The 23,914-nt window shown below is 65.1% G+C and carries 23 protein-coding genes; 17 read left to right on the top strand and 6 right to left on the bottom strand.

Annotated features, from left to right (window positions below):
• Window positions 1-10: 10 nt before the first annotated feature.
• The 3 genes from JQ604_RS02110 to JQ604_RS02100 are packed head-to-tail and all read left to right on the top strand — an operon-like array spanning window position 11 to window position 3,072.
• Window positions 11-1,126 carry an ABC transporter ATP-binding protein gene (locus JQ604_RS02110; RefSeq protein WP_212352467.1) on the top strand — a complete coding sequence of 372 codons (1,116 nt, stop codon included), beginning with the start codon at window positions 11-13 and terminating at the stop codon, window positions 1,124-1,126.
• Window positions 1,123-1,890: an SDR family NAD(P)-dependent oxidoreductase gene (locus tag JQ604_RS02105; RefSeq protein ID WP_212352466.1), complete on the top strand. Its 768-nt coding sequence runs from the start codon at window positions 1,123-1,125 to the stop codon at window positions 1,888-1,890. Before JQ604_RS02110 ends, JQ604_RS02105 begins: the two co-directional genes overlap by 4 nt.
• A 54-nt stretch (window positions 1,891-1,944) precedes the next feature.
• Window positions 1,945-3,072, top strand: a complete 1,128-nt coding sequence (locus JQ604_RS02100; RefSeq protein WP_212352465.1) for a C45 family autoproteolytic acyltransferase/hydolase — start codon at window positions 1,945-1,947, stop codon at window positions 3,070-3,072.
• 165 nt (window positions 3,073-3,237) lie between these two features.
• Here JQ604_RS02100 and JQ604_RS02095 read toward each other — a convergent pair whose 3' ends face one another.
• The 3 genes from JQ604_RS02095 to JQ604_RS02085 are packed head-to-tail and all read right to left on the bottom strand — an operon-like array spanning window position 3,238 to window position 5,209.
• Entirely contained in the window at window positions 3,238-3,507 is a 270-nt protein-coding gene (locus JQ604_RS02095; RefSeq protein ID WP_249157916.1) for a hypothetical protein, read from the bottom strand.
• Between the two features lie 51 nt (window positions 3,508-3,558).
• On the bottom strand, window positions 3,559-4,059 hold the full coding sequence (locus tag JQ604_RS02090) for a flavin reductase family protein (RefSeq protein ID WP_212352461.1): 501 nt from the start codon (window positions 4,057-4,059) through the stop codon (window positions 3,559-3,561).
• A gap of 58 nt (window positions 4,060-4,117) precedes the next feature.
• Entirely contained in the window at window positions 4,118-5,209 is a 1,092-nt protein-coding gene (locus tag JQ604_RS02085; RefSeq protein WP_212352459.1) for an LLM class flavin-dependent oxidoreductase, read from the bottom strand.
• A 123-nt stretch (window positions 5,210-5,332) separates the two neighbouring features.
• Here JQ604_RS02085 and JQ604_RS02080 point away from each other — a divergent pair, with 123 nt between their 5' ends.
• The gene (locus JQ604_RS02080; RefSeq protein ID WP_212352457.1) at window positions 5,333-6,247 is read left to right on the top strand and encodes a LysR family transcriptional regulator; all 915 of its coding nucleotides are present in this window, start codon (window positions 5,333-5,335) and stop codon (window positions 6,245-6,247) included.
• Between the two features lie 2 nt (window positions 6,248-6,249).
• On the opposite strand, the gene JQ604_RS02075 is transcribed toward JQ604_RS02080, so the two are convergent.
• Window positions 6,250-7,137 carry an SMP-30/gluconolactonase/LRE family protein gene (locus JQ604_RS02075; protein WP_212352455.1) on the bottom strand — a complete coding sequence of 296 codons (888 nt, stop codon included), beginning with the start codon at window positions 7,135-7,137 and terminating at the stop codon, window positions 6,250-6,252.
• Window positions 7,138-7,260: 123 nt separating this feature from the next.
• Between JQ604_RS02075 and JQ604_RS02070 the strand changes: the two genes are divergently transcribed.
• The gene (locus JQ604_RS02070; RefSeq protein ID WP_212352454.1) at window positions 7,261-7,938 is read left to right on the top strand and encodes a TetR/AcrR family transcriptional regulator; all 678 of its coding nucleotides are present in this window, start codon (window positions 7,261-7,263) and stop codon (window positions 7,936-7,938) included.
• A 10-nt stretch (window positions 7,939-7,948) separates the two neighbouring features.
• Here JQ604_RS02070 and JQ604_RS02065 read toward each other — a convergent pair whose 3' ends face one another.
• Window positions 7,949-8,929, bottom strand: coding sequence for a tripartite tricarboxylate transporter substrate binding protein (locus JQ604_RS02065; protein ID WP_212352452.1), 981 nt, complete (start codon window positions 8,927-8,929; stop codon window positions 7,949-7,951).
• A gap of 204 nt (window positions 8,930-9,133) precedes the next feature.
• On the opposite strand from JQ604_RS02065, the gene JQ604_RS02060 reads away from it, so the two are divergent.
• The 10 genes from JQ604_RS02060 to JQ604_RS02015 all read left to right on the top strand — a co-directional run bounded on the left by JQ604_RS02060 (window position 9,134) and on the right by JQ604_RS02015 (window position 20,740).
• Window positions 9,134-9,904 carry an enoyl-CoA hydratase/isomerase family protein gene (locus JQ604_RS02060; protein WP_212352450.1) on the top strand — a complete coding sequence of 257 codons (771 nt, stop codon included), beginning with the start codon at window positions 9,134-9,136 and terminating at the stop codon, window positions 9,902-9,904.
• 2 nt (window positions 9,905-9,906) lie between these two features.
• Entirely contained in the window at window positions 9,907-12,039 is a 2,133-nt protein-coding gene (locus JQ604_RS02055) for an acetate--CoA ligase family protein (protein ID WP_212352448.1), read from the top strand.
• A 53-nt stretch (window positions 12,040-12,092) separates the two neighbouring features.
• Complete coding sequence (locus JQ604_RS02050) at window positions 12,093-13,319, top strand: ABC transporter substrate-binding protein (RefSeq protein WP_349631036.1); 1,227 nt, start codon at window positions 12,093-12,095, stop codon at window positions 13,317-13,319.
• A 70-nt stretch (window positions 13,320-13,389) separates the two neighbouring features.
• Window positions 13,390-14,601, top strand: a complete 1,212-nt coding sequence (locus JQ604_RS02045) for an acyl-CoA dehydrogenase (RefSeq protein WP_212352446.1) — start codon at window positions 13,390-13,392, stop codon at window positions 14,599-14,601.
• Complete coding sequence (locus JQ604_RS02040) at window positions 14,601-15,638, top strand: acyl-CoA dehydrogenase family protein (RefSeq protein ID WP_212352444.1); 1,038 nt, start codon at window positions 14,601-14,603, stop codon at window positions 15,636-15,638. The genes JQ604_RS02045 and JQ604_RS02040 overlap by 1 nt, the downstream gene beginning before the upstream one ends.
• 15 nt (window positions 15,639-15,653) lie before the next feature.
• Complete coding sequence (locus JQ604_RS02035; RefSeq protein ID WP_212352442.1) at window positions 15,654-16,427, top strand: SDR family NAD(P)-dependent oxidoreductase; 774 nt, start codon at window positions 15,654-15,656, stop codon at window positions 16,425-16,427.
• Between the two features lie 21 nt (window positions 16,428-16,448).
• A complete protein-coding gene (locus JQ604_RS02030) occupies window positions 16,449-17,972 on the top strand; it encodes an SDR family oxidoreductase (protein ID WP_212352441.1) in 1,524 nt (507 codons plus the stop codon).
• A complete protein-coding gene (locus JQ604_RS02025; RefSeq protein WP_212352439.1) occupies window positions 17,969-18,745 on the top strand; it encodes a carboxymuconolactone decarboxylase family protein in 777 nt (258 codons plus the stop codon). The genes JQ604_RS02030 and JQ604_RS02025 overlap by 4 nt, the downstream gene beginning before the upstream one ends.
• Before the next feature lie 15 nt (window positions 18,746-18,760).
• Window positions 18,761-19,228, top strand: a complete 468-nt coding sequence (locus JQ604_RS02020) for a tripartite tricarboxylate transporter TctB family protein (RefSeq protein ID WP_212352437.1) — start codon at window positions 18,761-18,763, stop codon at window positions 19,226-19,228.
• 12 nt (window positions 19,229-19,240) lie between these two features.
• On the top strand, window positions 19,241-20,740 hold the full coding sequence (locus JQ604_RS02015; RefSeq protein WP_212352435.1) for a tripartite tricarboxylate transporter permease: 1,500 nt from the start codon (window positions 19,241-19,243) through the stop codon (window positions 20,738-20,740).
• A gap of 17 nt (window positions 20,741-20,757) precedes the next feature.
• On the opposite strand, the gene JQ604_RS02010 is transcribed toward JQ604_RS02015, so the two are convergent.
• Window positions 20,758-21,552 carry an IclR family transcriptional regulator gene (locus tag JQ604_RS02010; RefSeq protein ID WP_212352433.1) on the bottom strand — a complete coding sequence of 265 codons (795 nt, stop codon included), beginning with the start codon at window positions 21,550-21,552 and terminating at the stop codon, window positions 20,758-20,760.
• Between the two features lie 171 nt (window positions 21,553-21,723).
• Between JQ604_RS02010 and JQ604_RS02005 the strand changes: the two genes are divergently transcribed.
• The gene (locus JQ604_RS02005; RefSeq protein ID WP_249157915.1) at window positions 21,724-22,254 is read left to right on the top strand and encodes a nuclear transport factor 2 family protein; all 531 of its coding nucleotides are present in this window, start codon (window positions 21,724-21,726) and stop codon (window positions 22,252-22,254) included.
• Window positions 22,255-22,278: 24 nt separating this feature from the next.
• Window positions 22,279-23,913, top strand: coding sequence for a flavin-containing monooxygenase (locus JQ604_RS02000; protein WP_212352431.1), 1,635 nt, complete (start codon window positions 22,279-22,281; stop codon window positions 23,911-23,913).
• Window position 23,914: the final 1 nt, after the last annotated feature.

Below are 23,914 nucleotides of genomic sequence, written 5' to 3'. Positions count from 1 at the left end.
TGGGGTTACCATGGCCGCGTTGAGCATTCGCGCTTTGTCGAAGCGCTACGCCAATCTCGAGGTGCTGAAGGGCATCGATCTCGACATCGAGAGCGGCGAGTTCACCGTGCTGGTCGGGCCGTCCGGCTGCGGCAAGTCCACGCTGCTCAACATCGTGGCCGGGCTCGATCAGGCCAGCGCGGGCACGATCGAGATCGGTGGCCGCGTCGTCAACGACGTCCCGCCGAAGGATCGCGACATCGCGATGGTGTTCCAGTCCTACGCGCTCTATCCGTCGATGACGGTGCGGCAGAACATCACCTTCGGCATGGAGTGCCGACACGTGCCGAAAGCCGAGCAGGAGAAGGCGGTCGCGAATGTCGCACGCCTGCTGCAGATCGAGCCGCTGCTCGGACGCAAGCCGTCGCAGCTGTCCGGCGGCCAGCGCCAGCGCGTCGCGATGGGCCGCGCGCTGGTCCGCGATCCGCTGCTGTTCCTGTTCGACGAGCCGCTCTCCAATCTCGATGCCAAGCTGCGCGTGGAGATGCGGATGGAGATCAAGCGGCTGCATCAGCGCATCGGCTCGACCATCGTCTATGTCACCCACGACCAGATCGAGGCGATGACGATGGCAACAAGGATCGCGGTGATGCATCACGGCAGCGTGCAGCAATTCGCCGATCCCGACACGGTCTACCGCTATCCCGCCAACCTGTTCGTCGCGCGCTTCATGGGATCGCCGCCGATGAACACGATGAAGGCGCGGCTCGAAGCCGGCGATGGTGGACCGGTGGTCGTCATCGGCGCCGGACGGCCGGATGAGGTCCGGCTGCGTCTGCATGGATATGACGCGGCGGTTGGCCATGTTGGCCGCGAGGTGGTGATGGGCATCCGGCCGGAATGCGTCGTCGAAGGCGGCCGCGTGTTTTCCGGTGCGGCGGGGGCGCCGATCGTGGTCGACGCGCCGGTCGAGATGGTCGAGCCCACGGGTGCGGAGACCATCGTGTCGTTGCGGCTTGGCGGCGAGCCGGTGCTCGCCCGCATCTCGCCGGACATCCGCCCGACGCCGGGCGCCACTGCGCCGTTTGCGCTGGATACCCGCCGCATCTGCCTGTTCGATCCTGACACGGAGCGCCTGATCGCATGACCGAAACCAGCTATTCCGGCCTTGCCGGCAAGGTGGTGTTGATCACCGGCGGCGCCAGCGGCATCGGCGCAGCCTTCGTCCGCGCGTTCGCAGCGCAAGGGACGCGCGTCGGTTTCCTCGACATCGACGCCGAAGCCGGTGAGGCGCTGGTGAAGGAGGTCGCCGCCACGTCGGACACCGCGCCATTGTTCGTGCCCTGCGATCTGCTCGATATCGATGCGCTGCGCGCTGCGATCGCGACAGTCCACAAATCGCTGGGTGACGCGGCGGTCCTCGTCAACAACGCAGCCAACGATCAGCGCCAGGTGCTGGCCGAGGTGACGCCGGCCGAGTTCGACTGGATGATCGGCGTCAATTTCAAGCATGTATTCTTCGCCGCCCAGGCCGTGGTGCCGCAGATGCAGGCGCGCGGCGGCGGCTCGATCATCAACATGTCCTCGATCGCCTGGATGCGCGGCGCACCGGGGCTGCCGGCCTATGCGGCGGCGAAGGCGGCGATCGTCGGCTTCACGAACTCGCTCGCCCGCCTGGTCGGGCCCGACCGCATCCGCGTCAACGCCATTGCGCCGGGCATGGTGATCACCGAGCGGCAGCGCCGGCTGTGGTATCCGGACGAGAAGGCGATTGCCGAGCTGCGGACGCGGCAGATGATTCCCGACGCGGTGACGCCTGAGGATATCGCGCGCATGGCGCTGTTCCTGGCCTCCGATGACAGCCAGCGCATCACGCGGCAATGTTTTCAGGTCGATGCCGGGCTTGGCTAGCTAGCCGTCAATCATTAGGCTTCCCGAGAAGGCAAAAGGAACTTGGACAGCCCCATGGTCGAACCGTTTCCCCTGATCGAGATCTCCGGTACGCCGCACGAGCGCGGACGCCAGTATGGCCGCAAGGCCGCTGACCGCATCCGCAAGGGCACGTCGCATTACTTTGCGCAGCTGAAGGAGCTCTCGCTGGATGCGAAGGGCGTCGCCGAGCTGGTGCGGGATTATCTACCTGTCATCGAGGCGTTCGAGCCCACCTATATCGAGGAAATGCGCGGCATCGCGGAAGGAGCGGATATTCCGTTCGAGGATGTCGCGCTGCTCAACGCCCGTACCGAGATCATCAAGCTCGCCAAACCCGAGGTGCGTGCGCGGCTGAAGACGCCGGATGAGCCCGATGGTTGCACCGGCATCGTCGCACTGCCGAAGGCGACCGCCAGCGGCCGGCTGATCCACGCCCAGAACTGGGACTGGAAGCGTGAATGCGCGGAGACGGCGGTGGTGCTGAAGGTTCGGCGCGACGACGGCCCCGATCTCATGACCTTCACCGAGGCCGGCGCGCTCGGCCGCTGCGGCTTCAATGCGGTGGGCATTGCGATCACGGCAAACTATCTGCAAAGTGACCGCGACTATCGCCAGGTCGGGGTGCCACTGGCGCTGATCCGCCGCAAGGTGCTCGAGCAGGAGCACGTCGCGCTGGCCATGCGCGCGGTCTATTGCACCAAGAAATCTGCCGCCAACAATATGATCGTCAGCCACCGCGAAGGCGTCGCGATCGATTTCGAATGTGCGCCGGATGAGACCTTTCAGGTGCATCCGCAGAACGGCCTGCTGGTTCACGCCAATCACTTCGTCAGCCCGGTTGCGCTCGGCAAATTGAAGGACACGGGCGTTGCCGAGACGCCCGATAGTCTCTATCGCGACATCCGCGTGCGCGATCTCGTGCAGCCACATATCGGCGCCATCAGCTTCGATACGGTCAAGACCGCGCTGTTCGACGATTTCGCCTATCCCTGGTCGGTCTGCCGCCCGCCGCGCCGCAATCTCAGCAACAATCTCAGCGCCACCGTCGCGATGATCCTGATGGAGCCGGCGAGCGGCCTGATGGAAGTGGCGCCGCTGCCGGCGATCAATCGCGAGTTCACCAGCTATCGGCTGGACGTCGAGCCACGTCGCACGGCGTAAAGTTTCACAACGACGTCTGGTCCTTAAGCGCTGGCTCGATCCCGCAACGCGATGGCGCTGCCTCTCCGAGTTCTGTGCGGCGGGCATCGCGCGTCGAGGAGATCGAGGCGATGTATCGCGAGCGATGCCTGATCACGCTGACGCTGTATCCGTTCGTTTGAGCGTTCAGGCCTCTCGTTCGATGTGCGCGCGGATTGCATTCGCGCCATCGTCAATCCATCCGTGATCGCGTGCCTTTCGGACCATGTCGGCATAGGCCGTCTCCCATGCGCCCTCGGTGGGACGACCGGGCAGGGCCGGAACCAGCGCAATGGGAACGAGGGCGTTGCCGTCATCGACGACAATGATGTTGGTTTTCTTGAGTGAGTCGACGCTGGCTGCGCCCTTCAGCAGAACCTTGAACTTGCGGAAATCGTACGGCTCCGTCAGCCGCATATCGCCTTCCGCCGTACACTCGATGATCATTGCGCTCCATCCTTGCCGCGGTCAGGGCTGCGGCAACGTCCGCAGCGCGCCCTGGAAATTGACCAGGGGGCCGCCATCGCCGCCGCGCGTCGCCACGATCCGGCCGATGAACAGACCATGTGTGCCGACCATTTGGTGATGATGCAGCACGCATTCCATCGCGCCGATGCCGCTATCGAGCAGGGGCACGCCGAGCATGCCCTGATCCCAACTGGCTGTCGAGAAGCGCTCGAGGCCTTTGACGCCATCGCGGCCGGCGAAATGCAGGGCGAGATCCTGCTGTTCGCTGCCGAGCAGGCTGACGCCAAAACGGCCATTGGCGAGGATCGCGTCGTGCGTCTCCGATGTGGCGTTGATGCCGACCAGCAGGCAGGGCGGGTCCATGCACAGCGAGGTGACGGAGCTGACCGTCAAGCCCCGTCGCGCCGCGCCAACGCCGGTTGCCACGATGGCGACACCGCTGGCCAGGTTTCGCATGGCCTGGCGAAACTCTGCCGCCTCCACCGAACGGATTTCGGCCATTTGCGACGAATGGAAGCCCATGGCTTGTACCTCCGGCACGCGATGTCCGTACGTTGGCCTATGCCGACACGGCTTCGCCGGCCGCCCTGGATGCCGTGGGCCGGCTATCGCGCAATTCCTTCCGGATCGCCGGGATGATCTTGCTGCCCCACAGCTCGATCTGCTTGAGCATGGTGCGCTGGTCGAAATCGCCGAGCTGGGTCTGCATGGCGATGTGCGAGGGCTTGAGGATGCTGATCTCCTCCAGCATGCGGTCGATCACCTGGTTGACGCTGCCGACCGGCAGGTTCTTGCGCATCGTCTCCAGCGACATGTCGTTCGGTCCGGCCTCCTCCTTGATCAGGTAGCCGTCGTCGCTCTGGGCGCGCCGGAACTTCAGGCTCTCGGAGAGCCGGCGCTGGAAGCGCGCATTGTCGAGATAGGACGTAATCTCGTTTTCATTGTCGCTGGCATAGCCGCAGCGCAGGAAGCCGAAGCCGACGTCGTCGATCGATCGGCCTTCCTTGGCGGCGATGCCTTCGAGCCGCTCGCGCAGCGCCTTGATCGCGTCGGTGCCGTTGAGGAGCGCGGTCACGAACAGATTGTGGTTGTCGCGGATCGCCCGGCCGAGCGTCTCGGCATGTCCGGATGTGACCCAGATCGGCGGCATCGGCTTCTGCACGGTGCGCACGGCAATGGCCGTCGGCGGGATCTGCAGATGTTGGCCGGAATAGGAGAAGACATGCTCCTTCATGCCGGCCTCGAGGACGTCGTAGTATTCCGCGAACAGCGAATGCGAGTCCTTGAGATCGACGCCGAAGCGGTCGAACTCGAACTGCTGGTAGCCCGAGCCGATGCCGAGATCGAGCCGGCCGTTTGACACCGTATCCGCAAAGCCGATCTCGCCGAGCAGCCGCGCCGGATGATACAGCGGCAGCACGCAGACCGCGGTGCCGAGGCGGATGCGCTTGGTGAGGCCGGCGCAGTGCGCCACCATCATCAGCGGTGACGGGCACAGGCTGTAATTGTTGAAATGATGCTCGGCGTACCAGGCGGTATCGAAGCCGGCGGCTTCCGCGGTGACGGTCTGTTCGACCGCGTTGTTGATCACCTGCTGCGAGGTCTGATGATAGCCGCGCTGCTGCGCCAGGATGAAGACGCCGAATTCCATGGGATATGCCTCCGCCAGATTGACCGCTTTTGCCGGGCCGCGTTGAGCAGACGTTACGGCCTTGAGGTTTTTCGAACAATTGGCGTAATCTGAGCATCTCTTTTGCAAAATCTGAAAAGATCGATGAATCGCCTCCAGGCCATGGAATTGTTCGTCTCGACCGTCCGCGAGGGCAGTTTCTCCGCGGCCGGGCGCCGTGCCGGGCTCTCGCCGGCTTCGGTGTCGCGCTACATCGGCGAGCTCGAGACGCAGCTCGGCGTGCAGTTGTTCAACCGCAGCACCCGCCATCTCGGCCTGACCGAGGCCGGAAAGATCTTTTTCCAGCGCACCGAGCAGGTGCTGCACGGCATCGAGGATGCTGAGGCGGCGGCGCTCGCGCTGCAGAGCACGCCGCGTGGAACGCTGCGGGTGCATTCGCGAACGCTGTTCGGTATCAAGGTGCTGTCGCCGCTGATCCCGCAGTTCCAGAAGCTCTATCCGGAGCTGAAGGTCGAACTGCGGCTGTCGGAGCGGCGCGTCCAGCTGCGCGAAGAGGAATTCGACATCGATTTCCAGATCGCGGCGCCCAGGGATCCCGGCCTGATGCAGCGTCGGCTGGTGCGAAGCGAACGCATCCTGGTGGCGTCACGGGATTACGTTGCACGGATGCCCAAGCTGCGCGGGCCCGACGATCTCGCGGGCCACAATTGCCTGACCTACTGGATGGGGCCGGAGGACGTCGTCTGGAAGTTCATGCGCAACAGCCGGCTGCGCGAGATCGTCGTGCCGTCCTCGTTCAGCAGCAACAACGGCATCATTCTGTGCGACCTTGCGGTGCGCGGGCACGGCATCGCGCTGCTCGACGACTACACGGTCGCGGATGAGGTGAAGAGCGGGCGGCTGGTGCGGCTCTTGCCGGGCTTCCGCGTCACCAACTCGACGTTCGACGAGGGCATCTACGCCACGTTCCAGCAGAGCAGCTATCTGCCGGAAAAGATCAGGGTGTTCGTCGACTACATGGCCGAGAGCGTGCCGCGGCTGATCAAGCGATCCGCCTAGGTTCAGCGTGGGCCAAACCTGTGGGCCGGCAATCCCTTCACGCCGAGGTCCTCGATGGCGAACAATCCGCCGGCATCCGGGCTCTCGTCGAACAGATGCGTGCTGCGCGAGATCGACGTCACGTAGAGCACATCGAGGTCGGGGCCGCCGAAGGTCACGCTGGTGGGGTGGCGGACCGGCAGCTCGATGGTGCGGACTTTCGTTCCGTCGGGCGCAAGCCGGGCAATCGCGCCGATCCGCACCAGCACGGTCCAGAGATAACCTTCGGCATCGATCGTCGCGCCGTCGCCGCCCGAGCCATGCGCGTCCATCTCGGCGAAGACGCGCTTGTTCGTGAGCGGGCCGTCGCGGTGATAGTCGTAAGCCCAGATCATGCGCCGCGCGGTATCGGCGAGGTAGAAGGTCCTGCCGTCGGGACTGAAGCAGGGACCGTTGGTCACGACGAGATCGGACTCGATCTGCTCGATCGTATCAGCTGCGTCGATGCGGTAGAGGCCGCCGAGCGGCTTTTCGTCCTTGGCCAATCCGCCCTGCATGGTGCCGGCGAGAAAGCGCCCGAACGGATCGGCTTTGCCGTCGTTCAGGCGGAGCAGGGGATGATCGAGGCCGATCGAGGGACCCGTGCTCAGTTCCCGTGTGCTGAAATTGTAGTGCGCAAAGCCGTGACGCAGCGCCAGCACGGCGCTGTGGTCGCGCGCCAGCGCGAGCGATCCGATCGGTGCGGGTACCGGAAATTCCTCGATTGCCCCGGTCGCAGGCGACAGCTTTCGGATCAATCCCGCAAGCGAATCGATCCAGTAGAGCGACTGAGCCTGATCGTCCCAGACCGGGCTCTCGCCGAGCTGGTCGGTGGTCGTGCCGATCCGGCGGATGCGCGGCAGCGCGTTCATTGGAGCACCTCGTTGATCCCTTCAGAGCGGGCTTGACCGATTGGTAGGCGAAAACCTACGTTCATTTTGACATGATGCTCAGTATTCGGCCGGCGCAGGCGTCCGGCCAGATTTGCGGGTTCGATGGTTGAATTGTCGACGACACGGGACGGGGTCGCCAACCAGGCGGAGGCGTCCGATCGCGTCCTGCAGATCCTGGCCGAGGCCGGGCGGCTGTTCGCCACCAAGGGCTTTGACGGCACCTCGATGCGCGACATCGCGGTGGCCTGTGGCATCTCGAAATCGCTGCTCTATCATCACTTCTCCAACAAGGACGAGATCTACGCGCGGGTTGCGGTCGGCTCCACGCTGGAACTGTATCTGTTCGTGCGCGATCGGATTCCCGACGGGCCGCCGTCCGAGAGGATTCGCGCCTTCATGGTCGCCACCGCAGAGTATTTCCGGCGCTATCGCTGGGCGTGGATCGCCTCCACCACCGCGTTCTGGAACGATCCCGACCGTCACCGGCAGAAGGAGCGGATGACGCGTCGCGACCGGTTCGAGAATTTTCTGCGTGGGCTGATCCAGGAGGCGATCGACGCCGGGGAGATTCGGAACGTCGACGTTCCCATGACCGGGCGGTTGATCCTGTCGTCGCTGAACTGGATGCATCGCTGGTACAATCCCAACAAATCGGCGACCCCCGAGCAGATCGCCGACATCTTCTTTGACATGGTGTTCAACGGGCTGCGCAACGACGGCTCCGCGGGCCTGCCACCGACCGTCGAGACACCCAAGTCGCCCCGGCGAAAGGCGCGTTAGGCGCCTGTCGTCAGTCGAGCGCGATGTGCTGTGCCGTGATCACCGGCCCCCACAGCGCTGCGTCCTTGGTCAGCTGCGTATCCAGCAGTTGCGGCGGCCCGAGGTCGGCCTGCAGGCCGTCGATCTCGAGCTGCTTGGCGATCTCGGGCTTTTGCATCGCGGCGTTGGCGGCGGCATTCAGCCGCTCGATGGCGTCGCGCGGCGTGCCGGCCGGCGCGTGCAGTGCCGTCCAGAACGAGGCAGAAAGCTCCGGATAACCTGACTCGGCAAACGTCGGGACATCAGGCAGGTTCGGCATCCGCTTGTCGGAGGAGACAGCAAGCAGGCGCAGCTTGCCGGCCTTGACGTGCTCGATCACGGCGGCGGGGGTCGCAAAGTTGAGGTCGCATTCGCCCGACAGCAGTTCCATCACCGATGCCGGATTGTTGCGATAGGCGACGTCGGTGACGGCAAAACCCATCGATTTTCCCATCATGATCCCGAACAAATGTGTCACGCTGCCGGGCCCCAGCGTGGCATAGAACATCGGCTTGTCGCGGCCCTTGGCGTAGCTGACAAAGCTCTTCATGTCGGTGACCGGCATCTTCGCATTCACGGTCAGCGAGAGCGGGCCGTTGCAGAGCATCGCGACGGATGCGAAATCCGCAAGCTTGTAGGGCAGGTTCTTGCGCAGCAGCACGTTGAGCGAGATCGGGCCGGTGCCGCCGGCGAGCAGCACCGAGCCGTCCTTTGCCGCGCGCGCCACGTATTGCGATCCGACGATGCCGTTGGCGCCCGGCTTGTTGTCGACCAGCACGGGTTGATCCAGCGCCTCCGACATGCCCTTGGCGATCGAACGCATCATGCTGTCGATCGAGCCGCCGCTCGCATAGGGCACGATGATGAAGACGGTCTGCGACGAGCGCGCGCGCACGATCGCAGGTGCAGCAAACGGCGCGACGACGGCGCCGGCTGCGAGCGTCATCGCTTGACGTCGGCTGAGTGGGGCCATGGCAGTTCCTCCGGATATCTCTTGTCGAGTTGGCCGAAATCTATGTCCTGACCGATCGGTCAGTCAACAGGGCAAAATTCGCAGCTATTGCCAGATCACGAGCTTGGTGTTATCAGCGCATCGACTGACCGATCGGTCAGGCAGTCAGACGCCGTCGCACCGAGGTCGAAAACAGCAAGATCAAGCAAGAGCCAGGAGGAAGCCATGTCCGATGACATCGTGACGCTCGAAGTATCCGACCACATCGCAATCGTGACGCTGAATCGTCCTCCGGTGAACGCGCTCAATCGTGCGATGCGCGACCGCATCGTCGCCGTGTTCGATCATATTTCCGAGCGCAGCGATGTGCGCGTCGCGATCCTCACCGGCAACGGCAAGGTGTTCTGCAGCGGCGCCGACCTGAAGGATCGCCCCGACCCGTCGAAGGTCGGCGCATTCCACGATCACAACCGCATCACCCGCGAGACCGGCAATTGCATCCGCGAATGCTCCAAGCCGGTGATCGCCGCGATCAACGGCGTCGCGCTCGGTGCCGGCCTCGGCCTGATGGCGTCCTGCGACATCTTCTATGCGTCCGAAGAGGCCGTGTTCGGCATGCCCGAGATCAACGTCGGCCTCGCCGGTGGTGCGGCGATGCTCAACACGCTGTTCGGCAAGTCGCTGATGCGTCGCATGTTCTTCACCGGCGTGCGGATTCCCGCGGCCGAGCTCTACCGCCTCGGCATCATCGAGGCCTGCACCAGCAAGGAAGATCTCATGCCCGAGGCCATGAAGGTCGCGCGCGAGATCGCCGCCAAGAGCCCGATTGCGATGGAGTATGCCAAGAACGCGGCCAACATGGTCGAGCTGATGCCGCCGCGCGACGCCTATCGCTTCGAGCAGAACATTACCATGGCGCTGTCGAAGACCGAGGACGCCAAGGAAGCGCGCATGGCCTTCCTGGAGAAGCGTGCGCCGGTGTTCAAGGGGCGCTGACGATGCGGCCAGGAGAGGGTCTCGACGCGTTGATGGCGCCGCGTTCGATCGCGATCATCGGCGCGTCGCAGGATGCGACCAAGATCGGCGGCCGGCCGGTCGATCTGCTGCGGCGCTACGGCTATGCGGGCAAGATCTATCCCGTGAACCCGAAGGCGGAATTGGTTCAGGGGCTTCAGGCCTACGCGTCGGTGGGCGCGCTGCCTGAAGCGCCCGATCTTGCGATCATCGCCGTCGATGCCGAGCGGGCGCCAGAGGCGATCGAGCAGTGCGCCGATCGCGGCGTGCGCAGCGTCGTCGTGTTCTCCTCCGGCTTTGCCGAGCTAGGCGAGCAGGGCCGCGCCATGCAGGACCGGCTGCAGGCTGCCGCACGCCGCACCGGCATGCGGCTGCTCGGTCCGAACTGCCTCGGCGCCGTCAGCATTCCCGAAAAGGCCATCGCGACGTTCTCGATCGTGCTCGAGCACAGCATGCCAAAGGCAGGCTCGCTCGGCATCGTGTCGCAGAGCGGCAATCTCGGCAGCTACACCATGCGTATGGCGAGCGATCGCGGCGCCGGCATCAGCCGCTTCATGACGACGGGCAATGAATGCGACATCGACATTGCCGATGGCATTGCCTGGCTGGCCCAGGATCCCGCCACAAAAGTCATCCTGTGCTGCTTCGAGGCTTGCCGCGACGCCGGCCGGCTGATCGCCGCGCTGACTGAGGCGCGCGATGCCGGAAAGCCGGTAATTGCACTCAAGGTCGGCACCTCGGAGGCGGGGCAGGCCGCCGCCGCGTCCCACACCGGAGCCATGGCGGGATCGGACGCGGTGTTTGACGCGCTGTTGGCTCGTTACGGCGCGGTGCGGGTGCGCAGCATCGAGGAACTGATCGATCTCGGTCATGCCGCGTCCATCCTGTTGCCGGATCGGCTGCCGAAGGGGCCGCGCCTTGCGGTCGTGACGGCATCGGGCGGCTTTGGCGTGCTGCTGGCCGATGCCGCACAGGCTGTCGGGCTTTCGCTGCCGGAATTGAGCGAAGCGACCCAGCGCGCGATCCTCGAGCTGGTGCCATTCGCGTCCGCGCGCAATCCGGTCGATGCCACCGCGCAGATGTCGAGCCGGCCCGACATGCTGCAGAAGATATTGTCGGCGGTCGTCGCTGACGACCGCACCGATGTGATCGTGCTGCCGTTGCCGTTCTCGCTGCACATGCCGCGCTTGCGCTCCGTCTACATAGAAACGTTGCGGCATATCCGCGCGCAGTATCCCGACCGTCCCGTCATCCTCTGCGTCGAAGGCCCGCCGGACGCGCTCGCCGAACTGCACGCGATGGGTTATCCAACGATTCCGAGCTTCGACGGCTGCTGCGCCATCGTCGCATCGTTGGCGCGCTTGCAGGCGCTGGCGACTGCGCCGAGGGAGGCAAGTCAGTCTGTCATCGCGAAGGCCACGCCGCTCGCGGCCGATGCCTTCCGGCACGAGCTTGGTGCCAAACGCGCGCTGGCGGAAGCCGGCATCCCTGTGCTCGCCGAGCAACTGGTGTCGGATGCCGATGCCGCGGCGCATGCCGCGCGACAGATCGGCTTTCCCGTGGTGTTGAAGATCGCGTCGCCCGATCTGCCGCACAAGACGGAGGTCGGCGGTGTTGCCGTCGGCCTGCGCTCCGAGGACGAGGTGCGGCAGGCTCATGCCCAAATGCTGGCGCGTGTCGCCGACAAGGCGCCGCGCGCGGCGATCGATGGCGTGATCGTCGCGCCGATGGCGCAGGGCTTGTCCGAGCTGCTCCTCGGCAGCCGGATCGATCCGGTGTTCGGTCCGGTCGTGATGGTCGGCCTCGGCGGAATCTTTGCCGAGATCATGCAGGATACCGCCGTGCAAATGGCGCCGGTCAGCGAGACCCAGGCGATGGTAATGCTGAAATCGCTGAAGGCGTTCGCCGTCCTCGACGGAGCGCGCGGCCGGCGGCGCACCGACCTCAAGGTCGCTGCGCAGACGATTGCCGCGTTGTCGCGCTTTGCCGTCGCGCATGCCGATACCGTGTCGGAAATCGACATCAATCCGCTGCTGCTGAAGGCGGACGGCGAGGGCGCCGTCGCGCTCGACGCGCTGCTGATCCCGCACGCGGGCAAGGCACTTGAACACCACTGAAGACATCAACCAACAAGAACCGCGAAGCCGGCCTAACATTGCAGGAGGAACTCGTGACGAAGCTCAATAGAAGTCTGCTCAATATCGCCGTGATGCTGGGGGCACTGCTGGTTCTGGCAACGCCGCTGCGCGCGCAAGTGTCCGGCGACGTGATCAAGATCGGCATCATGAACGACCAGAACGGTCCCTATGCCGACAATTGCGGTCCGGGCGCGGTGGCCTCGGCGAAGCTCGCGGTCGCTGATTTCGGCGGCGCCGTCAACGGCAAGAAGATCGAGCTCGTCGTCGCCGACGACCAGAACAAGCCCGATGTCGGCGTCGCCATTGCGCTGCGCTGGCTCGACAACGAGGGCGTCGATGCCATCGTCGGCTGCTCGGCCTCGTCGATTGCGCTCGGCGTGCAGGACATCATGAAGCAGCGGAAGAAGCCTTACATGCTGGCGGGTACCGCAGGCTCGTTCTTCACCAACGACAAGTGCTCGCCGATGACCACGCAGTGGATGGTGGACACCTATGCGCAGCCGAAGGCGACGGTGAAGGCGCTATTGTCGCAGGGCGTCGACACCTGGTTCTTCCTGACCGTCGACTACGCCTTCGGCAAGGGCTGGCAGGCCGATGCGACGAACTTCATCAAGGCCGGCGGCGGCAAGGTGGTGGGATCGGTGCTGCATCCGCTCAACACGTCGGATTTCTCCTCGTTCCTGCTGACCGCGCAAGCGAGTGGTGCGAAGGCGATCGCGCTGGCCAATTCCGGTTCGGACTTCGGCAACGCGATCAAGCAGGCGCAGGAGTTCGGCCTGTCGCAGAAGCAACTGCTGGTGCCGCTGGGACTCATGATCAACCAGGCGCAGGGGATCGGGCTCCGCGACCTGCAGAACGTGCGCCTGACGACGCCCTTCTATTGGGACCTGAATCCCGAGACGCGCGCCTTCGCCAAGCGTTTCAGCGAAGCATCCAACGGCCAGATCCTCAATGAGGCCAAGTCCGCCACCTACAGCGCCATCACGCATTACCTGAAGGCGATCGCTGCGACCGGAACGGACGATGGCGAGGCCGTGATGAAGCAGATGAAGAAGACGCCGATCAACGATTTCGAGATGAAGGACGTCAGCATCCGCGCCGACGGACAGGTGATGCGACCGCTCCTTGTGGCCCGCATCAAGACGCCGGCCGAGTCGAAATACGCCTTCGACTATTACGAGATCACGGGAACCATTGCTCCCGAGGATGCGTGGCGTCCGGCTTCGGAGAGCGCCTGCGATCTGCTCAAGACGCAGTGATCGGAGAGAGAAGGGCGTCCGGCCGACGCATGGCCGGCGCCCACGATTCAGCCAAAGCGAGACATCGACGATGACAGTCATTGAAACAGAGGCGCCTGCAGCAGCCGCGGCCGGAGAGCTTTCCGGTGAGGCCTATCGGGTGACGATGCGTCGCTGGCTGCGTGCCAATCTGCCGGCGAGCTTCCGCAGCGACAGCGTGGCGTTCTCACAGCCAAGCCTGCAGGAGCAGATCGCCTGGGAGGCGGCGATGTATCGCGCTGGCCTTGCCGGCATCACCTGGCCGAAGGCCTATGGTGGCCACTGTCGCACCCTGCGCGAGCACCTGATCGCCAACCAGGAGATCGGCGCGCTCGCGATGCCCGAGAGCGTTAATTCGATCGGCAAGGAGCTTGCCGGTCCGATCATCCTCGCCGTCGGCACCGAGGAGCAGAAGCATCGCTTCCTGCCGGCGATCCTCGAGATGCGCGACATCTGGTGCCAGGGCTTTTCCGAGCCGGAGGCCGGCTCGGATTTGGCGGGCCTGCGGACCCGTGCGACACGCGACGGTGATGTCTGGCGGATCAACGGCCAGAAGATCTGGACCAGCGGTGCCTATCGCGCCCAGCGTTGCCTGGTGCTGGCGCGAACCGGTCCGCTGGAGGACCGCCATCGCGGCCTTGCGATGTTCGCGGTGCGCCTCGATGCCAAGGGCGTCCGCGTGCGCCCGATCAAGTCGATCGACGATCGCGAAAGCTTTTGCGAAGTGTTCTTCGACGACGTCGAGGTGCTGCAATCGGATACGCTCGGCGCGCCCGATGAAGGCTGGAACGCGGCGATCCGCGTGCTCGAGATCGAGCGGGCGACCAACCGCATGTATCGGTCGTGGCGGTTCGAGAACGAGCTGCGCCATTTGATCTCGGCCTGCAAGAGCGATCCGGCACTGGCGCAACTGGTCGCGAACCCGCGTTACGAGGCCAGGATCGGCGAGGTCGTGGTCGATATCGAGGTGCTGAAGGCGCATGTCGAGACCGCGGTCGACGCGCTGGCCAACGGCGACAAGATCGGTGCGCGCGGCAGTCTCGCGAAACTGCATTGGAGCGAGGCGCATCAGCGCTTTGCTGCGCTCGCGCTTGAGCTGTTGTCGCAAGCGTCGTTGCCGCACCTTCCGGCCGTGCAGGTGGCGCGACGCCGCTTCGAGGCGATCTATCTGGCGGCGCGTGCAGAGACGATCTATGCCGGCACCACTGAAATTCAGCTCGGCATCATCGCCGACCGAATCCTGCAGCTTTCGAAAGGCAAGTGATGACGACATTGATCGGCGAAGGGTTGCAGCCAGGCGAGTTCGCGGTCACCGCGTCGCGCGCGGTGGCGGATTGCGGAGCGTTGACGCCGCGCGAGCAGGCGAAACACCTCGCCAATGACGGATTGCTCGGCGTGATTGCCTCGCAGGAGGTCGGCGGACTGGATTTGCCGCTGGCCTTTGCCGTTCCGGTGGTCGCTGCCGCGGGCTCGGGCCTGCTCGGCTTTCCGCTGATGGAGGCGCTGCTGCTCGGGCAGGCGCTGCAGGACGCGCTGCCGCGCGCGGCGGAGGCCGTCGTGTCCGGCGACATGCTGGCGACGATCGCCTGGCAGGGCAGCGTGAGCGCCGAGCGCGAAGGTGAATCCATCGTGCTCAATGGCTGCGTCGCGCGTGCGGCCTGTGCCCGCGATGCGGATACGCTCCTGGTGCGGCTCAACACCGGCGGCGCAGTGCTGGTGCCGGCCGATAGCGAGGGGATGGTCATCGAAGATGCTGTGGGTCTCGATCTGACAGTGCCTGAACACCCGGTTCGCTTGCAGGGCGTGACCGTCGCGGCGGCAAGTGTGCTGCCTGAGAGCACCTGGACCGCTCTGTGCGCTGGCGCGAACGTGCTGCGCGCCGCCGCCATCCTCGGCTCGGCCGAGACGTGCCTCGCAATGGCGCAGGAACATGCCTCGACGCGCCGCCAGTTCGGCCGCGCGCTGTCCTACAACCAGGCTCTCCGTCATTCGCTGGCGCGGCAGAAGCTCGCGCTCGAAGGCATCAGGCATGCGATCACGCGCAGCGTCGGCGACGATGCTGGACCGCTCGAGCGCGATTCCGTGTTTCTCGCCGCGGCCACGTTTGGCTGCGCCATCAGCGAGGGCGCGCTGCAGGTTCACGGCGGCATGGGATTCACCTGGGACGTGCCCGTGCATCGCCATCTCCGCCGTGTCCGCGCCTTGCAGGCGCAGGGGAACGCCAGCGATATGCTGGCAGCGCTCGGCCGCCGCACCGTGGCTGCCATCGCTCCGGCAACTGATATTGCCGCGTCGGCATAGGGAAGGGAAACAACAATGACTGATGCCAAGGACAAGCCGCTCGCGGGTCGTGTCGCGCTGGTCACCGGCGCCGGCAATGGAATCGGGCGCGCGACCGCCATGCTGCTGGCCTCGCGCGGCGCCATCGTCGGCGTCAACGATCTCAAGCCCGAGTTCGTCGCCGGCACCGTCGACGCCATCACGGCGACCGGCGGCGAGGCCGTCGCGATCACACAGAATGTCGCGAGCCGCGACGGCATGCGGACGGCGGTGCTCGGCTTTGCCGAGCGGCAGGGGCGGCTCGACATCCTCGTCAACAACGCGGCCTGGGTCCGCTACCAGTCGGTGCCCGACATCGCGCCCGAGACCGTGGATCGAATGCTCGACATCGGCTTCAAGGCGATCATCTGGGGCATCCAGGCCGCGGCCGAGGCGATGGATGCCGAGCGCGGCGGCGCGATCGTCAACGTCGCGTCGGTCGCGGGATTGATCTCGGCAAAGAACAGCATCGTCTATAGCGGCATCAAGGCCGGCGTCATGGGCATTACGCGTGCCGCGGCGGCCGAGCTCGGCGAGCGCAAGATCCGTGTCAACGCGGTGGCGCCTTCGGCGATCCCGACCGAGGGCACGATGCGCAACCGCAACGCCGAGCTCGATGCGCGCCGCATCGCGCGCACGCCGCTCGGGCGGCTCGGCACGGTGGACGATATCGCAAGAGCAATCGCCTTCCTCGTCGGCGACGATAGCGGCTTCATCTCGGCACAGGTGCTGACGCTCGACGGCGGGATGATGCTGACCAACATCGCCTAGGCCGCATGGCGGGGACCGGTTGTGACGCGGGCGGAACGGCAGGCTGAACTGAGCGGATTTGTCGTCCTCATCACCGGAGCTGCAGCCGGGATTGGTTGGGCGGCCGCGCGGCGGTTCGCCGCGCAAGGCGCCCGGGTGCTGATCGCCGACATCGATGCCGACAAGGCGGCAAGCCGCGCGCGTGAGCTCGGCGCAGCCCATGCCTCCTTCGGCGTCGACATGGCGCAGCCGGAGCAGGTGGCCGAGATGGTGCGGGCCTGCGTCAGTCGCCTCGGCGGCCTCGACGTGCTCGTCAACAATGCCGGACGGACCGATACCGATGGGCTCGGCGTGGTGGACCAGCCGGTGTCCACCTTCGAAAATCTCGTCGCGGTCAATCTGCGCGGCAGCCTCAATGCCGCGGAGCAGGCGGCCGCGGTGATGCGGCGCTCCGGCGGTGGCGCCATCGTCAACGTCGCATCCGGCGCGGCATTGCGGCCGGTGCCGTTTCGCAACGGCTATAGCGCCTCCAAGGCGGGCGTGCTCGCGATGACGCGGCATCATGCCTGCGCCTGGGCGCGCGATGGGATCAGGGTCAATGCAGTTGCGCCCGGCTACACGCGCACCGAGCTCGTCGAAGCGCTGATCGGGCGTGGCCGCATCGACCCCGCCGCCGTAGCCCGACGCATTCCGCTTGGTCGCATGGCGGCGCCCGAGGAGATCGCGGCGGCCATCGCATTTCTCGCATCGCCTCGTATATCGTCGATCACCGGCGCGACGTTTCTCGTCGACGGCGGCTCGCTGCTTGGCAGCTTCGGCCCCACGGGAGAAACCAACAGTCGCGCGGCGCCGGCCGGCAAGCCGGCCTACGTCGTCATTGGCGCCTGCGGTCCGATCGGCCGGGCGATGGTCGAACGGCTGTCTGCGGAAGACGCGACGGTTGTGGCACTCGACGCCGATGGCAGGCAGATGGCGGCGCTTGCCGCCGAGGTGGCCGAATGCCACGCGCTCCCTGTCGATATCTTGGACGAGTACGCCATGGCGCAGGCGCTTGCCAATGTCGCGCGCCGCTTCGGTCGTATCGATGGTGTTGCAAATGCGGTGGGCGCCGACGCGGTGATCTCGGGCAAATCTGATGAAGCGCTGGCCGATCATCTGACGGGCGCAGTCCGTGTCGCAAGGACGGCCGGACCCATCCTTCGGCAGCAGGGGTTTGGCACGCTCGTCAATCTGACATCGATTGGCGGGGAGGTTGCCTTTGGCGACAACGTCGAGGCCGCAGCCAGTGCGGGGGCGGTCACGATGCTCACGCGCACATTGGCGTGTGAATGGAGTGGCCACGGCATTCGCGTCAACGCCATCGCGGCAGGACCGATCGACGCGACCGCACACGCGGTCCGCCGGATGCCGCTGGGCCGCGCCGTATCGGCGCAGGACATCGCCGAGACTGCGGCGTTTCTGCTCAGCGCCGAGGCCGGATATGTCACCGGCAGCGTGATCACCGTCGATGGTGGACTCAGCGTTCATGCGGGTCCCGATTGCTCCGTTGCAGGATATGCGACATGACCCTCACCGCCGAAGAGCAAGCCCTCAAGCAAGAGTTCATCCGCGCCCGCGGCTACTGGCGGCCATGGACGGAAGGGCTGCTGCGGCTCGATCCGGAATTCCTTGCGACCTATGCCCGCTATGGCGGCTATCCCGCCGAGACCGGGCCGCTGTCGCGCAAAATGTGCGAACTGATCTATGTGGCGCTGGATGGCTCGGCGACGCATCTGTTCCGCTCCGGGCTCGCGCTCCACATGCAACTGGCGCTTGAGCAGGGCGCGACCGCGCAAGAGATCGTCGACGTTCTCAGGCTCGCCACGGCGCAAGGGCTCGACGGCTGCAATCTCGGCATCGGCCTCCTCGCCGAGGAATTGGCGCTGGCGGGTGGGGATGCGGATCAGGCGCCGCTCTCGCGTGAACAGACCGCGCTTCGCGACGCCTATGTCGCGCTGTTCGGGGACTGGCCCGACTTCTGCGAGCTGTGGCTGCGCGCCGATCCCGGCTATTTCGCGGTGATGCTCGACCTCCTCACGGTGGGGGATAAGGCCGGCGGTCTCGACGAGCGGTCGCGCTGCCTGATCTCGCTGGCGCTGAATGGATGCTTCACCGCGCTCAATCCGCACGGCCTTCGCCTGCAGATCCGGCGCGCCTTGCGGCTTGGAATCGACAGGCGTGAGATCCTCCAGGTTCTGCAGATGACGGCGCATCTCGGCGTTCACGCCTGCTCCATCGGCGTGCCTGTCCTGATGGATGCGATCGATCCGGCGGCGGGCAAATCGGCTGCGGTCGGATAGCAGGGAGGCGAGGCGATGACGAAGCTCACCATCCGGGACCAGCGCGCCTTCGCTGCGGGTGCATTGTTTCTCGCCTTTGCGATCTTCTTCTTCGTGACGGCGTTGAACTATCCGGCCGGCAGTGCCGCGCGGATGGGGCCCGGTTATTTCCCGCGCCTGCTGGCGATTGTGCTCGCCGTCATCGGTCTCGCCGTGATGCTTGGGGCGGTGCGGCCCACGGCGCAGCGGCAAGCCTTGCAGCGTTGGGACATCAAAGGCCTCGCCTGGGTCACGGGCTCGGTGGCCCTGTTTGCCCTTCTGCTGTTTCCGCTCGGTCTGGTCGGCGCGCTGTTTGTCCTGATCGTGGTGTCGAGCAGGGCCAGCCCCGAATTCACCTGGACCGGCGCGCTCGTCAACGCGGCCGTCCTGATCGCACTGTGCCTCGTCGTGTTCGTCTACGGCCTCGGCCTGCAGCTTCCGGTCTGGCCGGCGCTGTTCAATTGAAGGCGTGATCCGATGGATCTGTTTCATAACCTGGCGATTGGATTCTCCACCGCGGCCCAACCGGCCAATCTGCTCTACGCTTTCTTCGGCTGCCTGCTGGGCACGCTGATCGGCGTGCTGCCGGGCCTCGGTCCGCTCGCCACCATCGCGATGCTGCTGCCCATCACCTACGCGCTGCAGCCGGACTCGGCGCTGATCATGCTCGCCGGCATCTATTACGGCGCGCAATATGGCGGCTCGACCACGGCCATCGTGGTCAATCTGCCCGGTGAGTCCTCCTCCGTCGTCACCACGATCGACGGCTACCAGATGGCGAAGCAGGGGAGGGCTGGCGTCGCGCTGTCGACGGCGGCGATCGGCTCGTTCTTTGCGGGATGCGTAGCGACGCTGGCGTTGGCGGCGCTGGCTGGGCCATTGACGGCTGCAGCGTTGCTGTTCGGACCGAAGGAATTCTTTGCGCTGATGATCCTCGGCCTCATCCTTGCATCGGTATTGTCCAGCGGGCCCTTCATCGAAGGCATCGGCATGGTCGTGCTTGGCATGCTGCTGAGCCTCGTCGGCACCGACCTCAGCACGGGGACGCAGCGCTTCGCGTTCGGCATTCCGCAACTGTTCGACGGTCTCGATTTTGTGCCGCTGGCGATGGGCATCTTTGGTTTCGCGGAGATCGTCAAGAACCTCGAGCAGGACGACAAGCTGTCGCTGGTGACGCAGAAGATCGCCAATCTGTTTCCGACGCGGGAGGATTTCCGGCGCATGGTCCCGGCCATGTTGCGCGGCACGGCGCTCGGCACGCTGCTGGGCGTGCTGCCCGGCGGCGGCGCGGTGCTGTCGTCGTTTGCCTCCTACACGCTGGAGAAGAAGCTGTCGAAGCACCCCGAGCAGTTCGGCAAGGGCGCGATCGAAGGCGTTGCCGGTCCGGAGTCCGCCAACAACGCGGGCGCGCAGACCTCCTTCATTCCGCTGCTCACGCTCGGCGTGCCCTCTAACGTCGTGATGGCGCTGATGGTCGGCGCGATGAACATCCACAACATCCAGCCGGGTCCGGAGGTGATGACCAAGAATCCGACCCTGTTCTGGGGCCTGATCGCTTCGATGTGGGTCGGCAATCTGATGCTCTTGATCCTCAACCTGCCGCTGGTCGGATTGTGGGTGAAACTGCTCACCATTCCCTATCGCTATCTGTTCCCGGCGATCATGGTGTTCTGCTCGATCGGCGTCTATTCGATCAATAGCGGGACGTTCGAGGTGTACGAGGCGGCGATCTTCTGCGTGTTCGGCTATGTCCTGATCAAGCTGCAATTGCCGGCCGCGCCGCTGCTGCTGGGCCTGGTGCTCGGGCCTGCGATCGAGGAGAATTTCCGCCGCGCCATGGTGCTGTCGCGCGGCGACGTCAGCGTGTTCCTGACCTCGCCCTTGTCGGCGGGGCTGCTGGCCGCAGCCGTGATCGCGATCGTCCTGATCATGCTGCCGACGATCCGGTCGCGGCGGGAGGAGGCGCTGCAGGAGTAGGCACCGCCCGTCGGGCGTCAGACCTCTGTGTCGCCCGCTTTGACCGACCTGGCAGCCTGCCGCAGCACATTCAGATAGCGGCTGGCGTTTTGCTTGATCCGTTCGGCGACGCCGCCAAGGCCGAGAGCGACGGGTTGATTCTGAATTGTGATCGGGAGCAGGACGCAGATCGTCGCCCCGCCGAGCATCGGGACGTTCTCCGCCGAGCAGTGGCCTTTGCCGCGGATCGCACGAATCTGCCGGATCATGTCCGCAGGCTTGACCCTGTCTGCGGCGTTCGGTGTCGCGATGTTGGCACGGCGTACGATGGTGTCGAGCTTGTCGTCGGACATCGTCGACATCAACAGCCAGCCAAGGGCCGATTGCGTCAGCGGCCGTAATGTTCCCTCGTCGACGTGGAAGCGCAGCGGTTGGGTCGACTGGATGATCTTGACGTATTGCAGATACACGTCGTTGGTCGTGCCGATTGAAACGGCTTCGCCGGTTGCGGCATGGACGTCCCGCATCGCCTCCAGCACGCGGCTGTTGCCGAACAGCGATTTCGGAATCCAGTCGCCGAGCGACGTCACCTTCGGGGTCGGGAAATACACCTTCGTCCTGCGGTCGAAATTCAGGTAGCCGAGGCCGACCAGCGTCTTGAGCAGAACCGTTGCGCTGGAGGGCGGATAGCCCAGCGCCTCGCCGATCTCCGACATTGCGCGCGGCTGCCGCTCGTGCATGAAGAATTCGAGGATTTCGATGGCGCGCAGCGCCGATTTCACGGTCGATCCGGCCGCGGAAATCGAGGCGGATGTCGTCAGCCGCGATGGCAATCGATCCTCCCTCTATTGCCCCTGGGCAGCCGCAAATTCACGGATGTGAAATTCAGCTTCACATATGAAGATTTGTTGGTTGCCTGCCACTGCACATGAGATGGTCGCCCTCGTCAAGGGAGGGCCGATCCGCCAATGGCGGATCGAGCCGGAGCTGCAAAGGGCTCTGAAATGACCATACCGCACGAGAAAGTCGCGGAGCTGCTCGATCGAGAGGCGATCCGCGATTGCATCTACCGCTATTGCCGCGGCGTCGATCGCGCCGATGAAGCCGCGCTGCGCGGCGCTTACTGGCCGGATGCCACCGACCAGCACGGTCCGTATTCGGGGCCGGTCGAAGGCTTCTTCGAATGGGCCAAGGGCATCTTCAAGACCGATGCGCGCAACGTCCACACGGTCGGCAATATCCTGATCGAATTCACCGCGCCCGCGGAAGCGGTCGTCGAAACCTACTTCTTCGCCTTGCAGCGCGGGCCTGGAAAGGACGGCCGCGTCCGCCAGTTCCTGATCGCCGGCCGCTACTGCGACGTCTTCCAGCAGCGCGGCGGCGAGTGGCGCGTGGCGCGCCGCATCGTCGCCTACGACTGGGTGGACGAGCAGGTGGCTGCGACCGAATCCGAGGCGGTTCGCTTTGGTCCGCGGCTGCCATTGGGCGGGCGATATCCCGACGATCCCATCTATCAATTTCTCCGCCGGAAATAGATCGAGCCACGAGGACATGCCGAGATGAGCAACGCAGATGTGAAGGGGAAGCGCCTCGACGTGGTCGTCGTCGGTGCCGGTTTTGGCGGTCTCTATGCCGTCTACAAGTTTCGCGAGATGGGCCTGAAGATCGCGGCTTTCGAAGCCGGCGGCGATGTCGGCGGCGTCTGGTACTGGAACCGCTATCCCGGCGCGCGGGTCGATCTGCCGAGCATCGACTACAGCTATTCGTTCTCGCCCGAGGTCGAGCAGGAATGGACCTGGTCGGAGGAGTTCGCCGCGCAGCCGGAGCTGCTCGCCTATTTCAACTTCGTCGCCGACCGCCTCGATCTGCGCAAGCACTATCAGTTCAACACGCGCATCGTGCGCGCCGTCTGGGACGAGACGCGCAAGCTCTGGAGCGTGACGACGGACCGCGGCGAGACGGTCGAGGCGACCTATTGCGTGATGGCGACCGGACCGCTCTCGGTGCCCCGGGATCCCGAGATTCCCGGCATCGAACGCTACGCCGGCGAGCTGCTGCGGGCCGGCCGCTGGCCGCATCATCCCGTCAGCTATGAAGGCAAGCGCGTCGGCGTGATCGGCACCGGATCGACCGGCATCCAGATCGTGCAGGAGGTCGGCCGGCAGGCGCGCGAGCTGTTCGTGTTCCAGCGCACGCCGAGCTTCACCATGCCGATGCGCAACCAGAAGCTCGATCCCGACTTCGTGGCTGAGGTCAAGCGCAACTATGTCGGCATCCGCGAGGCCGCGCGCAACAGTCCGAATGGCGGCGTGCGGCCGTGGACGACGCGTGCCTTCTTCAGCGTGACGCCGTCGCGCCGCCGCGACCTGCTCGAGGATGCCTGGAAGTCCGGCGGGCTCGCGATGCTCGGCACCTTCACCGATCTCCTGAGCAACGAAGAGGCCAATGGGCATGTTGCCGATTTCGTGCGTGGCAAGATCGACGAGGTCGTTGCGGATCCCGACACGGCGGAGAAGCTGAAGCCGCGCGACTATCCGATCTTTGCACGTCGCCCATGCCTGGACACCGGGTACTATGAGACATTCAACCAGCCGAATGTGCATCTGATGGATTGTACGACCGATCCGATCGTGGAGATCACGGCGCGTGGCGTGCGGACGGAGTCGGGCGAGACCGAGCTCGACATGCTGATCCTCGCGACCGGGTATGACGGGCTGACCGGTGCGCTGACGGCGTTCGACGTGGTTGGTCGGAACGGGCAGACGGTCAATGAGAAGTGGAGGGGAGGTGCACGGTCGTATCTCGGCCTGATGATGGAGGGGTTTCCGAACCTGTTCATGACCACCGGCCCCAACGGTCCCGCCGCGCTCGCCAACATCGTCCGGATCAGCGAGAACGACGTCGACTGGATTGCGCACACGATCACGGATATGGCCGACCGCGGCCTTGCCACCATCGAGCCGACGAAGCAGGCGGAAGACGACTGGATGGCGCTGGTGTTCAGGCTCGCGCAACGCTCGCTGCTGACCAAGGCCAAGACCTGGTACGTTGGCACCAACATCAAGGACAAGGCGCAGGGGCTGTCGCTGTTCACGGGCGGCTTCCCGAAGTATCGGGAATACTGCACGGCCGCGATCCAGAACGGATATCGCGACTTCGCCTTTGAGCGCGCGCGGGCATTGGCTGAGGCCTGAC

This window comes from Bradyrhizobium jicamae, assembly GCF_018130695.1.
In the GTDB taxonomy this organism is placed as follows: Bacteria; Pseudomonadota; Alphaproteobacteria; order Rhizobiales; family Xanthobacteraceae; genus Bradyrhizobium; species Bradyrhizobium jicamae_B.
This window is presented reverse-complemented; position numbering and strand designations above follow the sequence as displayed.